This window comes from Niallia alba, from assembly GCF_012933555.1.
GTDB lineage: Bacteria > Bacillota > Bacilli > Bacillales > Cytobacillaceae > Niallia > Niallia alba.
The window spans coordinates 3894534-3909253 of the sequence record NZ_JABBPK010000001.1; the positions used below are offsets into that span (position 1 = coordinate 3894534).

Annotated in this window: 15 protein-coding genes and 1 riboswitch; all 15 genes read right to left on the reverse strand. The window is 35.3% G+C overall.

Going from position 1 to position 14720, the window contains the following annotated elements:
• Window positions 1-17 precede the first annotated feature (17 nt).
• On the reverse strand, window positions 18-1043 hold the full coding sequence (locus HHU08_RS18715) for an ROK family transcriptional regulator (RefSeq protein ID WP_328823040.1): 1026 nt from the start codon (window positions 1041-1043) through the stop codon (window positions 18-20).
• Window positions 1044-1379: 336 nt separating this feature from the next.
• Window positions 1380-2777 carry a Fe-S cluster assembly protein SufB gene (sufB, locus tag HHU08_RS18720; protein WP_169189030.1) on the reverse strand — a complete coding sequence of 466 codons (1398 nt, stop codon included), beginning with the start codon at window positions 2775-2777 and terminating at the stop codon, window positions 1380-1382.
• A gap of 39 nt (window positions 2778-2816) precedes the next feature.
• Window positions 2817-3254, reverse strand: coding sequence for a Fe-S cluster assembly sulfur transfer protein SufU (sufU, locus tag HHU08_RS18725; RefSeq protein ID WP_016202437.1), 438 nt, complete (start codon window positions 3252-3254; stop codon window positions 2817-2819).
• Window positions 3244-4473 carry a cysteine desulfurase gene (locus HHU08_RS18730; RefSeq protein WP_016202438.1) on the reverse strand — a complete coding sequence of 410 codons (1230 nt, stop codon included), beginning with the start codon at window positions 4471-4473 and terminating at the stop codon, window positions 3244-3246. The genes sufU and HHU08_RS18730 overlap by 11 nt, the downstream gene beginning before the upstream one ends.
• Complete coding sequence (gene sufD / locus HHU08_RS18735; RefSeq protein WP_016202439.1) at window positions 4473-5780, reverse strand: Fe-S cluster assembly protein SufD; 1308 nt, start codon at window positions 5778-5780, stop codon at window positions 4473-4475. The genes HHU08_RS18730 and sufD overlap by 1 nt, the downstream gene beginning before the upstream one ends.
• A 19-nt stretch (window positions 5781-5799) precedes the next feature.
• The gene (gene sufC / locus HHU08_RS18740; RefSeq protein WP_016202440.1) at window positions 5800-6594 is read right to left on the reverse strand and encodes a Fe-S cluster assembly ATPase SufC; all 795 of its coding nucleotides are present in this window, start codon (window positions 6592-6594) and stop codon (window positions 5800-5802) included.
• Window positions 6595-7129: 535 nt separating this feature from the next.
• The gene (locus HHU08_RS18745) at window positions 7130-7978 is read right to left on the reverse strand and encodes a MetQ/NlpA family ABC transporter substrate-binding protein (protein WP_016202441.1); all 849 of its coding nucleotides are present in this window, start codon (window positions 7976-7978) and stop codon (window positions 7130-7132) included.
• A gap of 12 nt (window positions 7979-7990) precedes the next feature.
• Entirely contained in the window at window positions 7991-8659 is a 669-nt protein-coding gene (locus tag HHU08_RS18750) for a methionine ABC transporter permease (RefSeq protein ID WP_169189031.1), read from the reverse strand.
• Window positions 8656-9678, reverse strand: a complete 1023-nt coding sequence (locus tag HHU08_RS18755) for a methionine ABC transporter ATP-binding protein (RefSeq protein WP_016202443.1) — start codon at window positions 9676-9678, stop codon at window positions 8656-8658. The genes HHU08_RS18750 and HHU08_RS18755 overlap by 4 nt, the downstream gene beginning before the upstream one ends.
• Before the next feature lie 145 nt (window positions 9679-9823).
• Window positions 9824-9929, reverse strand: a riboswitch (SAM riboswitch).
• A 282-nt stretch (window positions 9930-10211) separates the two neighbouring features.
• Window positions 10212-10547 carry an SCP2 sterol-binding domain-containing protein gene (locus HHU08_RS18760; protein ID WP_145999652.1) on the reverse strand — a complete coding sequence of 112 codons (336 nt, stop codon included), beginning with the start codon at window positions 10545-10547 and terminating at the stop codon, window positions 10212-10214.
• 541 nt (window positions 10548-11088) lie between these two features.
• On the reverse strand, window positions 11089-11400 hold the full coding sequence (locus tag HHU08_RS18765) for a thioredoxin family protein (RefSeq protein WP_016202445.1): 312 nt from the start codon (window positions 11398-11400) through the stop codon (window positions 11089-11091).
• Window positions 11397-11750 (reverse strand): toprim domain-containing protein, encoded by a 354-nt coding sequence (locus tag HHU08_RS18770; protein ID WP_016202446.1) that lies wholly within the window; start codon window positions 11748-11750, stop codon window positions 11397-11399. Before HHU08_RS18770 ends, HHU08_RS18765 begins: the two co-directional genes overlap by 4 nt.
• A gap of 205 nt (window positions 11751-11955) precedes the next feature.
• On the reverse strand, window positions 11956-12339 hold the full coding sequence (gene gcvH, locus HHU08_RS18775; RefSeq protein WP_016202447.1) for a glycine cleavage system protein GcvH: 384 nt from the start codon (window positions 12337-12339) through the stop codon (window positions 11956-11958).
• Window positions 12340-12405: 66 nt separating this feature from the next.
• On the reverse strand, window positions 12406-12762 hold the full coding sequence (locus tag HHU08_RS18780) for an arsenate reductase family protein (RefSeq protein WP_016202448.1): 357 nt from the start codon (window positions 12760-12762) through the stop codon (window positions 12406-12408).
• Window positions 12763-12943: 181 nt separating this feature from the next.
• Entirely contained in the window at window positions 12944-14698 is a 1755-nt protein-coding gene (locus HHU08_RS18785; RefSeq protein ID WP_169189032.1) for an acyl-CoA dehydrogenase family protein, read from the reverse strand.
• Window positions 14699-14720: the final 22 nt, after the last annotated feature.

The following is a 14720-nucleotide window of genomic DNA, read 5'->3' on the forward strand; positions in this document are numbered from 1 at the left end:
GATATTATTTTGTCTTACTATATTTCAGCAATCATTAAATCGAGCCCAAGACTTTGTAATCCGTACAGATAATCTTGTTCCCAATCACTCATTATAAATTCGGGGAGATGTTCTGCTGGAATATAATTAGAGCTTTGTTTTTTTATTTGATTTATTGTTATTTGGTTGACTTCATCATCACAGAAGATAATCGTATGTGGATTAATAATTGCTACAAATGAAGCTACAAGTCTGCTTATTGCATCTATTTCAGCTTCTTTCGTAAAGATTTTCTTTTTTCCAATTTCATTTTCAATAGCCTCTCCAAAATTCCGATCATCATATTGAGGGACAAATGAAACCTCCCCTGAAAAATAAGAGCTGCCTCTCACTACATCTCCATTGATAAGAATCCCAGCCCCTGGTCCATTTTGACCTGAATATAGATAGATAAGCGATTTATTTTTCTTATTCTCCTTACGAGCGTGATATCCTAACACCGCTGCATTCATATCATTTTCTAATACAACAGGAATAGAAAAGTGATTTTCTAAGTATCCCTTCAAGTCGAAATTCTGGAGATGTTCATATTCAGGTATATAGATAATTCGTCCATTATCGACTGAACCAGGTACACCAATCGAAATAGACCGTATTCTTGGATGTTTATTTTTTAACGCTTCCACATACTCGGTCAGCAACTTTACATTGTCATCCTTTAACGCACTAGAAGTTTTTCCAGCATCTTTGATTTCCCCTAGACAGTTAAACACAATATAATTCGTCACTGTTCTTTCTAAAAAAATAGCTAGCCCTAACATATACTCTTGGTTATATGTATATCGCTTCGCCCTTCTACCGCCACTTGAATCGTCTAGACCAGCTGATAGCAGTTCTCCATCCTTTTCCATCTGCGATATAAATTTACTAATCGTTGGGAAACTAATTCCTAATTTACTACTGAGCTCCACTTTCGTAGCACTTCCATTAGATAAAAGGAATTGTCGAATATTTTGCGGAATGATAAATTTCATCGACTTTGGAGTTGTATCCACATCATTCACCACCCTTTCTATTCAACTTATTAAAGATATTTAATAAGTGTCTAAAATAAAACTTATTAAAGATATTTAATAAGTACTGAGGCTAATATAGCACACAAAATTACTGAAAGCAATTACATTTTATTTGAAATTTTTCTATGCTAAAGATTGAAATGAAACTTTACTTTTACAAAAATGTAACCATATTATTCTTCATGACAGAAGACTTCGAAATGCTTCTATCAACATTAAAAACTTTTAGATAAGTCACAACTATCACATCAATAATTTAGGAAGTATCCTTTTATAAAAAAGAAGAAGGCGAACTTCAAAAGTCCACCTTCTTCACTAAAAATATTAACCAATAGAACCTTCCATTTCGAACTTAATCAAACGGTTCATTTCTACTGCATATTCCATTGGTAATTCTTTTGTAAATGGCTCGATAAAGCCCATTACGATCATTTCAGTTGCTTCTTCTTCCGAAATACCTCTACTCATTAAGTAGAATAACTGCTCTTCTGATACTTTCGAAACTTTTGCTTCGTGCTCTAATGAAATATTGTCATTTAAAATTTCATTGTATGGGATTGTATCAGATGTAGACTTGTTATCCATAATTAATGTGTCACATTCGATATTGGAACGAGCACCATCTGCTTTACGTCCAAAATGAACAATACCACGGTATGTTACTTTTCCGCCTTGTTTCGAAATAGACTTAGAAACAATCGTAGAAGATGTGTTTGGAGCTAAATGAAGCATTTTTGCTCCCGCATCTTGGTGTTGACCTTTACCAGCAAGTGCGATCGATAAAGTCATCCCTCTTGCACCTTCACCTCTTAAGATTACAGCAGGATATTTCATCGTTAATTTAGAACCAATATTTCCATCGATCCATTCCATTGTAGCATTCGCATCACAAACAGCGCGCTTTGTAACTAGGTTGTATACGTTGTTTGCCCAGTTTTGAATCGTAGTATAACGGCAATATGCGTCCTTTTTGATAATGATTTCTACAACCGCACTATGAAGAGAGTTCGTTGTATATACTGGTGCAGTACATCCTTCTACATAATGAACACTTGCACCCTCATCCACGATGATTAACGTTCTTTCAAATTGCCCCATATTTTCTGAGTTAATGCGGAAATATGCCTGTAATGGCGTATCTACTTTAATTCCTTTTGGAACATAGATGAAAGATCCACCAGACCATACAGCTGAGTTTAATGCAGCAAACTTATTATCCGTAGGCGGGATAACTGTTGCCCAATGCTCACGGAAAATATCTTCATTCTCTCTTAATGCAGAATCCGTATCTTTGAAAACAATTCCCATTTTCTCTAGATCTTCCTGCATATTATGGTAAACAACTTCGGATTCATACTGAGCAGATACACCTGCTAAGTATTTTTGTTCAGCCTCTGGAATACCAAGTTTATCAAATGTTTGTTTAATTTCATCTGGTACCTCATCCCAAGAACGCTCTGTTTTCTCTGACGGCTTTACATAATACGTAATTTCATCAAAGTTTAAAGCGGACAGGTCTCCACCCCATTGTGGCATTGGCATTTTGTAAAAATGCTCTAATGATTTCAAGCGGAAGTCTAACATCCATTGTGGTTCAGCCTTCATTTTTGAAATCTCTTCAACGATTTCTTTCGTTAATCCACGTTTAGAACGAAAGATAGAAACGTCTTTATCTGAAAATCCATATTTATAATCCCCAATATCGGGCATCTTTTTTGCCATTTCATTTTCCTCCATTCTACATGCAACCTTGGTGGTAAGTTACGAATTCAATCCTTCGTTTACCCCTTTTTCCATAGCCTTCCAAGCTAATGTTGCACATTTAATTCTTGCAGGGAATTTACTAACACCTTGAAGTGCTTCAATATCCCCTAAGTCAATATCCTCAGCGTAGTCTTTCCCTTGAATCATTTCAGAGAATGTTTCAGACATTTTTAACGCTTGCTCGACTGTTTTTCCTTTAATTGCTTGCGTCATCATCGATGCAGAAGACATGCTAATGGAGCATCCTTCTCCATCGAATTTTGTATCCGTGACAATCCCATCTTCTACTTTCATCGTAAGAAGAATGCGGTCCCCACATGTTGGATTATTCATATTGACGGTCAAGCTACCTTCAAGAACACCTTTGTTCCGAGGATTTTTATAATGATCCATGATAACACTTCTATAAAGTGAATCTAAGTTATTAAAAGACATCGCTAAAATACTCCTTTGTTTTGCCAATCCCTTCCACAAGCTTATCAATATCTTCTTCCGAATTATATAGATAAAAACTTGCTCTAGCGGTTGCAGAAACATTTAGCCATTTCATTAATGGTTGTGCACAGTGGTGTCCTGCACGTACAGCAATTCCTTCTGCATCCAACACTGTTGCAACATCATGCGGATGAACATCTTCAATATTAAACGTGATAACGCCAGCCCGATTATTTGCACTTTGTGGACCATAAATAGTTAAACCGTTTATAGAAGACATTTTCTCGATCGCATAGGCTGCTAATTTATGCTCATGTTCTGTTATATTCTCTAACCCAATCTCTTCTAGAAAATCGATTGCTGCACCTAAACCAATTGCTCCTGCAATGATCGGTGTACCAGCTTCAAATTTCCAAGGAAGTTCTTTCCAAGTAGATTCATATAAACCAACAAAATCAATCATTTCACCGCCAAATTCAATTGGCTCCATATTTTCTAAAAGATGTTTCTTTCCATAAAGTACCCCAATTCCGGTTGGCCCACACATTTTATGGGCTGAGAATCCGAGGAAATCACAATCCAAATCTTGCACATCTATTTTCACATGTGGAGCTCCTTGTGCTGCATCTACGACGAGTACAGCTCCATTCTTATGAGCGATAGCTGCAATTTCCTTTATTGGATTGATAACTCCGAGTACATTGGAAACATAAGCAATGGATACTACCTTAGTAGCTGGTGTGATTGTTTTTTCTACATCTGCAATGGCAATTGTGCCATCTGCTTGAAGGGGCAAATACTTAAGTGTTGCTCCCGTTTTTTTGGCAACTTGCTGCCAAGGAATAATATTACTATGATGTTCCATCGGGGTGATGACTATTTCATCTCCCTCTTTCACATTTTCCATCGCATAACTTTGAGCAACTGTATTCAGCGCAGTTGTAGTTCCACGAGTGAAGATAATTTCCTCTATAGAAGAAGCAGAGATAAACTTTCTTACCTTCTCCCTTGCTCCTTCGTATGCATCTGTTGCTCTAGTTCCTAAGGTGTGAACGCCACGATGAACATTGGAATTATATTCTCGATAGTATTTCTCTATCGTTTCAATTACCTGAACAGGCTTTTGAGAGGTAGCTGCACTATCAAGATAAACCAATGGATGTCCGTTGACTTCTTGGTTTAAAATTGGAAAATAAGAGCGAATATGTTTGCTATCCATTATCTTACTTTCCTTTCAATTACCTCAACTAATTGCTTTTTCACGCCTTCAATTGGCAATTGTTCTACAACTGGCGCTAAGAATCCGTGAATAACTAATCTTTCTGCTTCATGTTGTGGAATACCACGGCTCATTAAGTAATACAATTGTAAAGGATCTACTCTACCAACAGATGCAGCATGACCTGCAGTTACATCATCTTCGTCAATTAAAAGAATTGGGTTGGCATCGCCTCTAGCTTTTTCACTTAACATAAGAACACGAGATTCTTGTTCAGCATTAGCTTTCGTTGCACCATGTTCAATTTTTCCAATACCATTAAAGATAGAAGAAGCTTTATCTTTCATTACACCGTGTTTTAAGATATAGCCTTCAGAACTTTTACCATAATGTACAACTTTAGTTGTGAAATTTTGCTTTTGATCACCGCGACCAACTACTACTGATTTTGTATCACCAAAAGATCCATCGCCCATCAAGTAAGTTGTATTATCAGAAATCGTATTACCATCATTCATGAAGCCTAATGCCCATTCAATTTTTGCATCACGACCTGCAATACCTCGACGATTTACATAAGTTGTAACGCCATGCGCTAAATTATCTACAGCACCATATTGAACTTTTGCATTTGCATTTGCAATTACTTCCGTTACAATATTGAACACTGCTTCTTCAGGATCAACAGTAGATATATAGTTTTCTACATAAACAACAGAGCTATTATCTTCTGCCACTACAATAACGTGATTAAAAAGGTTCGCTTCTTTATCATCATGTAAGAAAATAGATTGAATTGGTTCTTCCACTACTACATTTTTAGGAACATACAAGAATACTCCGCCATTTAGAAGCGCTGCATGTAATGCAGTTAATTTATGCTCATCTACCTTAACAGCATCTTTCATAAAGTATTTTTGCAATAAGTCACTATATTCTCTTGCAGCTGTAAATATATCAGTAAAAATTACGCCATTTTCTTTTAACTCATTAGAAACAGCTAAGAAAGTTGGACGATTGTTTCTTTGAATATAAAGTGTTTTATTTTTTTCTAAATCAATAAGTGCTTTCACTTGTTCTGGCAAATCATTTACATCAGAAAAATCCTCACTGCTTACAATGTGTTTTTCAAATTGTGTAAAGTTCCAGTTTTTAATATTTGTTTTGTCCGGTCTTGGCATTGGGAGGGCATCTGCTTGTTGTAAAGCATTTACACGCAGCTCCGTTAGCCAAGAAGGTTCACTCATATCTTTCGAAAAAGAGGAAAGATACTCTTGGTCAAATGGTAATTTAATATCCGTTGTCATTGGTCAATCCTCCTAACGATTACGCTTCTTGTTCAACAGTTTCGTCTTCAATACCTAGCTCTTTTTTAATCCAATCATATCCTTCTGCTTCTAAGCGTTGAGCAAGTTCTGGACCGCCAGATTTAACAACACGACCTTGCATCATTACGTGAACGTAGTCAGGAGTGATGTAATTTAATAAACGTTGGTAGTGAGTAATAATTAAGCAACCGAAATCTTCTTTACGCTCTTCACGCATTTTGTTGATTCCTTTTGAAACAACTTTCAATGCATCGATGTCCAAACCAGAATCGATTTCATCTAAAATAGCAATTTTTGGATTTAACATCATTAATTGAAGGATTTCATTACGTTTTTTCTCCCCACCAGAGAAACCTTCGTTTAAATAACGTTGAGCCATATCAGGATCCATTTCTAAGTATTCCATGTTTTCATCCATTTTACGGATAAACTTCATTAATGAAATTTCATTACCTTCACCTAAACGGCTGTTTAAAGCTGAACGTAAAAAGTCAGCATTTGTTACACCGCTAATTTCACTTGGATATTGCATTGCTAAAAATAAACCTGCACGAGCGCGCTCATCTACTTCCATTTCTAATACATCTTCATCATCAAGACTTACATCACCGCTAGTTACTTCATATTTTGGGTGACCCATGATTGCAGAAGATAAAGTAGATTTACCAGTTCCGTTTGGTCCCATGATTGCGTGAATTTCTCCACCCTTTATTTCTAAGTTAAGACCTTTAATAATTTCTTTTTCTTCGATTGAAACATGTAAATCATTAATGACTAATTTAGGTTGACTCATATTATATACCTCCATAGTAAAAAGAAGTTTTGTTCACAAAATTGTCGAAACTTCATTATCAATTTATTATCATTCTAATCTTATAACAAATAAAATCTGATAGCAACCTATTGATTCCTGTTACATAAGGAAAATTCACCTAAAACAAATAAATCCCCTGATTCACTTTCAAAAAAATATGTATTCTTTAAAAATGAAACAACTTCTTCCCTTATTATAAATAAAACAATATACTTGCATAAATGATTTGCCTTAGATTTATTTAATAAACTCCGTTAAATTCTTTCTATCAACAGCTTCGTTTTAGTATTTATACACCCTTTAAATTTAGCCCTAGTACTTATCGGAAAAGTAATCCTGAAAACTCATTCCTATGTAAAGAAACATATGTTCCCAATAATCTTTTTCAAAATAAAAAAAATGCCCCTATAAAGACCTGCACACATGCTATATCCATTATTGATAGAACTGACTTAATTCTCAATTGGATATACACTTTGTGTTTTGGTCTTTTATAGGAACATCTTTTTAATCATTATTCATTAACTGGTACAACTGCACCTTTATATTCCGTATTAATGAAATCTTGAATTTCTTTTGAATGTAATACTTCTACTAAAGTTTTGATATCTTCTCTATTTTCGTCTCCCTTACGAACCGTAATAATATTCGCATATGGAGATTCGCTTCCTTCAATTTCAATGGAATCTTCCACAGGGTTTAGACCTGCATCTAATGCATAGTTTGCATTGATAACAACAGCGTCCCCTTCATTATTATTAAAAATTTGTGGAAGTAAAGCTGGCTCATAATCTGCTTTTAATTGAACATTTTTTGGATTTTCAACAATGTCTTCTATTGTTGCATTTACTTTGTCGATTCCATCTTTAAGTTTAATTAATCCACCTTTTTCTAAAAGAGAAAGCACACGACCATGCTCGGCAACAGAGTTACTTAGAATAATAGTTGCTCCATCTGGAAGCTCATCTAAACTTTTATATTCCTTAGAGAAAACAGCCATTGGCTCAATATGAATTCCACCAGCATTTACAAACTCATAACCATTCTCTTTAATTTGTTGGTTCAAATATGGAATATGTTGAAAATAGTTTGCATCGATTTCTTTTGATTCTAAAGCTTTATTTGGTAATACATAATCTTGGAAAGGAACGATTTCTAAATCAATTCCTTTTTCTTCAAGAATCGGCTTCGCTTTTTCTAAAATTTCTGCATGTGGTACATTGGAAGCACCTACTACTAATTTAGTTGTTTCTTTGTCTGTGTTAGAAGCACCACTTTCCTTGCTATCATCGTTAGAGCTTCCGCATGCAGCAAGAACAAATACAAATGTTAACGCAATAAGTAAAGACCATAATTTTTTCATGTGTTATTCTCCTTATCTTTTATCTATTTTGTTTGTTATAAAATCACCAATAAATTGGATGATAAAAACAATGATTAATATAATAACAGTTGAAACAAGTGTCACATCACCATTACCTCTTTGGAATCCTTGTAAGTAGGCTAGATTCCCAAGCCCTCCTGCACCAATAATTCCAGCCATTGCAGTAGATCCTACTAATGCAATTGTCGTAACAGTAATCCCAGACACAAGAGCAGGCATGGATTCTGGTAATAAAACTTTAAAGATAACAGTAATTGGTTTTGCACCCATTGACTTTGCTGCTTCAATAACACCTTTATCCACTTCTCGAAGTCCTATTTCCACAAGCCTTGCATAAAATGGAGCAGCTCCAATTATTAGAGAAGGTAAAGCAGCTTTTGGTCCAATCATTGTCCCAATTAGCAAGGTCGTTAATGGAATTAATAAAACTAATAAAATAATAAAAGGAATAGACCGGAAAATATTTACGATTGCACTGATGATTCTATTAAAAAAGACATTATTCCACATATTTCCTTTATCCGTTAAAAACAACGTAATTCCGAGAATAATTCCGAGTATAAAGGTAAAAATAATCGAGAATCCAGTCATAAATAGGGTCTCTTTAGTGGCATTCCACATGATTTCCCAATTTACATTTGGTAATAAGCTTTCCATCATCCTTCAATCACCTCCACACTAATTTCTTGTGCATGCAGGTATTGAATTGCTTTATCTATTTCCTCTTGCTCTCCATCCAGATGGATATATAATGTTCCATATGAGCCATTTTGAGTCGGAGAAATTTTACCTTGAATGATATTCACAGAAACCGAAAAAGCGCGAATAAGATTAGTAATAACAGGCTGTTCAGCACTTTCGCCAACAAATCCTAACATGACGATGCTTCCTGTTTTATATTGTGCTATTAAATGTTCGATTGTATCCTTCGCATCTTCTGGTTCAATTACTTGTTGAACAAAACGTTTCGTGATTTCTTTCTTCGGCTGTTTAAAGACATCAATCACTGGCCCCGTTTCTACTACTTTCCCATCTTCCATCACGGCTACTCGATGACAAATCTTTCGAATAACATGCATTTCATGAGTGATAAGAACGATAGTAAGACCAAGACGTTTATTAATGTCTACTAACAAATCTAAGATTGCATCTGTTGTTTGTGGATCCAATGCAGATGTTGCTTCATCACAAAGAAGTACTTTCGGATCACTAGCAAGTGCTCTTGCGATACCAACTCGCTGCTTTTGCCCACCGCTTAATTGAGAAGGATAAGCGTCCTCTCGTCCTTCCAATCCAACTAACTTGATTAACTCCAATACTTTCTTGTCTCTTGCTGTTTTTTTTACTCCTGCTATTTCTAAAGGAAAAGCTATATTTTCTTTTACCGTTCTTGACCATAACAGATTAAAATGTTGAAAAATCATACTGATTTCTTGTCTCGCCTTACGAAGCTTGCTTCCCTTTATTTTGGAAACTTCGTGACCTGCAACCGAAACACTTCCTTCAGTAGGAATCTCCAATCCGTTCAGCATTCTGATTAATGTACTTTTACCTGCACCACTATATCCTATTATTCCAAATATCTCTCCTGAATGGATATTTAAATCCACATGATCAACTGCAGTGACCTTCCCACTTCTAGAGGAGTATATTTTTTTTACTGAGTTGACATTAATCAATGTGTTCACCTACTTCTATTTAAAATTACTCTATCGATCACTATATTAAAATAGTTTTTAACAAAACACATCATATCATTCCAAATAATAAAAAAACCTTTCTGCAAGATGAGCAGAAAGGTTTTTTTATTAATAATATCCCTTTCTCTCATCTATCAAAGCTAAACGCTTTGTGTGAATTGGCACCGTTTCAGTATACTGACGGTTGCCGGGTTTCATAGGGCACATCCCTCCACCTCTCTTGATAAGAGTTCTTTATCTATATGAAATTTTAAATTCGTTAATATGATAGATGTAATTTACCATTTCCCGATATTAGTGTCAATACATTTTTTAATATAATATTTTTTCTGAATTTTCAATTTATTACGTAAGGTTTTCTAACATAATTAATCAGGGAAGCACAGTTGGATTTAGTGATGAAGCTGATAAAGATTCCCCTAAAAAAACAACCTGAAATATACTTCATTTTCTGTGCGAAAATGAGCTTCCAGGTGAGCATCAACTCTTATTTTCAGTTTAGATTTCCATCTTTAACCGGTTCGATTTACAGGCTGTGAATTACTTAAGAAAAACAAAGATTCCAGTAAAAGAATTTTTCTTAAAGAACCTTCTAGTTGAATCAATTCACTTTTTTTCGCTTTTCTAAGAAGAATCTCACCCGTCGAAACCTTCATTATACTATCTCTTTCTCCCGTTAACCATACATCTGGATTTTCATCTGTCATCCTTCTCCATGAAAAACGATTGTCCCTTAACTCCATTATATAGACATCATTTTGGCATGATATCGCTAATGAAAGCGAAGTGTTTCGAAATAATGGTTTTAAAGACTCTTTACGATTCAACTTATCTACAAAACTTTTCATCCACTCCTGCAAAAGCATCTCCTACTTTCTGCCGAACAATCTTATATTACTTATTCTTGCAAGAATAGAAAAAAACCTTTTTTGTTAAGGACAATCTTTTGGAAAATCTGTTTTGGAATCAATATTGGTAGTCGGGGATTTCAAAGGGTAGCATTTTGAGAAGAGCCGATCTATTACCTTATTGCTCCTCTTGTGAGCAAAAGGGCTTTGATCGGGCTTCTCTGTTCCCTTCTTCCCTTCTCTTGTGAGTAAACGGGCTCTGATCGGGCTTCTCTGTTCCCTTCTTCTCTTCTCTTGTGAGTAAACGGGCTTTGATCGGGCTTCTCTATTCCCTTCTTCTCTTCTCTTGTGAGTAAACGGGCTCTGATCGGGCTTCTCTGTTCCCTTCTTCCCTTCTCTTGTGAGTAAACGGGCTCTGATCAGGCTTCTCTGTTCCCTTCTTCTCTCCCATTCAAGGCAAATTGGCTTTCACTGATTAAAATACTTTGTATTATAATCGCAAATAAAAGAAAGACCCTTTCATCCACGGAAAAGGGTCTTTCTACCTCGTGTATTTATTAATCACTTCCAGTAAATGAGGAACCGATTCAAAGCGATATACTTTTTCCTTTAACTCCCCATTTTCGATAATCAATAGACAAGGAACACTTTCAACTTCAAACTTTGTTGCTAAATCTGGAGCATAATTCAAATCCATTTTTCCTAAGTTTAAATCTGGCTTCATTGTATGTAATACCGTTAGCATCTTAGAAGCAACCATGCATGTTCCGCAAAGAGGAGTATATAAATAAAAAAAGGCAGTTGATGCATCTTTTATTTGTTTCTCCCACTGATCGGGCTTCCATTCTATCATAAACCATTCATCCTTATATCTAAATATTTGGCTTCAATTTCGATATTTGCCTGCAATAAGAGTGTTGCTAAATGATGTTCTGGTGAGGCGGCCACTTCTTTATATTTTCGATCTATATAAAGAAATTCTGCTTCTGGAAGTTCTCTTTTAAACTGCTTCCTTAACTTATCTCCAGACTTGTCTGCATCCACTAAAATATACACATCTTTATCCATTAACTCTTCTAGCAATTCATCCAGTTTCGATACACCTATTGTTCCATTAGTGCAAATGATATCAACTGGTTCACGCACAATCTTTTCTACTTTTCTTTTATCTGATTTGCCTTCAACAATGATTACTTTTTTCATTTTGATCACCTAAAGGAGTTATTTCATTTACTTTAACATATTTCAAACAAGAAAAGAAAGAAGTAGATTTTATGGTATGAGGTTTGAAAAAGAACGATATAATTGGCCATTGTAAAACCTCATTAAGTCCACTATTTTTACCCTTTAACTAGAAATTCTCTCAAGAAAAAGACATCGGCAAATTACCGATGTCTTTAATAGTCAATTAACCTTCGTTCGTCATTTCTTCGTATTGTTCTGATGACATAAGTGCCTCAATGTCCGCTTTATCGCTTGGTTCGATAACAACCATCCATGCTTTTTCATAAGGAGATTCGTTAACATACTCTGGATTGTCGCTAAGTTCTTCGTTCACTTCTACTACTTTTCCACTGATAGGAGCATATAATTCAGAAACTGTTTTAACAGATTCTACACTTCCGAAAGGCTCATTTGCCGTTACTTCATCGCCTACTTCTGGTAGTTCAACAAATACGATATCGCCTAATTCAGATTGCGCAAAATATGTAATTCCTACACGTGCGTTTTCTCCCTCAACTTTAACCCATTCATGCTCTTTTGAATATCGTAAATCCTTTGGTACTGCCATTATAACCCCTCCGTATTTATCATATTACTCTGTTAAACAGAGTCACTATTAAAAAAAGCAGGATTCTTATCCCCAACTTTCTTCAAACACTTCTTCTTTAAACCCTAATGTTACTTTATTTCCATCTGTTGTTAAAGGGCGTTTAATTAGCATGCCATCAGAAGCAAGCAAATCTAGCAATTCACCTTCTGAAGCTTCGTTTATTTTGTCCTTTAATCCTAGATCTCTGTATTTCTGGCCAGAGGTATTGAAAAACTTCTTTAATTCAAGACCGCTGTTTTTATACAAATCCTCTAATAATGCACGGGAAGGAGGATTATCTACAATATGTACTTCTTCATATGACACATGATTTTCATCGAGCCACTTTTTCGCCTTTCGACAGGTTGAGCATTTTGGATACCAATAAAAAGTAACTTTCATTCCATCACCCATAATCTATGTATTTTAAATCATTCCACTAAATATTATCACAATTTTATATAAAGTGAAACTTCAATAGCTGCGGCTTTTTATGGCAGTTAACAGTCAACTAGATTTCCATTCTACGAATAGTCCTTCGCACAGTAGTTTCTACTATTGCGAAGAACCTTATCATAAAATACTATACGTAATATTCTCCAGCCTTCAACAAACTTGTTGCAGCCTCTCTCTTACTGGCAATAAGGGCCTTTGGTGTATATCTAGTATATTTCTTCAATACGGAAAGGGCTAATCTTAATTCATCGCCACTAAGCATATATGCTAAAGTATCTGTTGCTTCTGTGATAACTTGTTGAAAAGCTTCCTGACAATAGATTTCCGTGTACAACATTTTTTGCTTTTCTTCTTTTTTACTTTTTTCCATTGACTTCTCTGTTCTTAAAATACAGGAGTCCATCGCAAAAATAGCATTGATAATATTTGCTAGATTCACCATAATCTCTTGCTGTTCTTCCAATTTATCCTTATATTTCTTTAGCATCATCCCAAATAGGAGATAACTAATTTTTTTCGAATTCGACAAAAGCATTTTTTCTTGTGATAATGGCATTTCATCTGGATCTTCTGGAAGAAAGGAAATCATTTCTTTTTCCGTCATTGCTGCAAGTGCGAATAATGGAAGCTCACCTTTCAAACTCTTTTTGGCCAAGGTAGGAGGAATCAATAATCGATTTATTTCATTTGTCCCTTCAAAAATACGATTGATTCTTGAATCACGATACATTCTCACAATATCGTAATCTTCCATAAAACCATTGCCTCCATGGAGTTGAACACATTCATCTACAACCATATCTAATACTTCTGAAGCAAAGATTTTGTTCAAACTGCATTCTATTACATATTCATTTATAATTTTCGCCATCTTTTTCATTTCTACATCGTCTGCTAATCCATCCATTGCTTCTGAAAGCAATCCAGCTGTTCGATAAACAGTACTTTCTGCTGCATAAATATAGGAAGCCATTGTCGCATACTTTTCAAGTGTAAGGGGAAAACGGGATATCGGAGTGGAGAATTGTATTCGTTTATCTGTATATGCAATAGTCTTTTTAAGTGCTTCCTTACTTGCACCAATTGCTCCAAGGCCAAGCTTATAGCGTCCAATATTTAAAATATTTAATGCAATTAAATGACCTCTTCCTACTTCTCCTAACACATTTTCCACAGGTACTTCTACTTGATCAAAACGGACAGCGCAAGTTGACGAACTCTTAATTCCTAATTTATTTTCTTCTTTTCCTACTGAAACCCCAGAAAAGGCTTTTTCAACGATAAAGGCAGTAAAATGGTGTTGATTTACTTTTGCATATACGACAAAGATATCCGCAATTCCTGAATTCGTAATCCACTGCTTTTCACCAGTCAATAAATAATGTGTACCCTCTTTATTTAAAACTGCTGTTGTTTTTACACTAAGTGCATCTGATCCAACAGTAGGTTCTGTTAGTGCGTAGGATGCTATTTTTTTACCTGTAGCTAAATCTGGTAAATACTTTTCCTTTTGTGCTTTATTTCCGAATAAAACAATCGGTAATGAACCAATTCCTATATGAGCTCCATGAGTGACAGAGAAGCCACCTGCAACAGACATCATCTCAGAGATAACAGCAGTACTGATTTTATCTAAGCCCAAACCACCATATATTTCTGGAATATCTGAACTTAATAATCCTAGTTCTCCTGCCTCTTCCATCAATTGTTTCGTAATAGTAAATTGATGATTTTCCATTTCGGCCAAATGTGGTAATACTCTTTTCTGAACAAACTCACTCGTCATTTCTGCAATCATCTGATGCTCTTCCGTAAAATCTTCTGGTGTGAAAATAGCTTCTTCGGTGACTTGTTCTGTTAAAAAACTTCCACCCTTTTGCATATTATTTTTTTCCTTCCTTTCT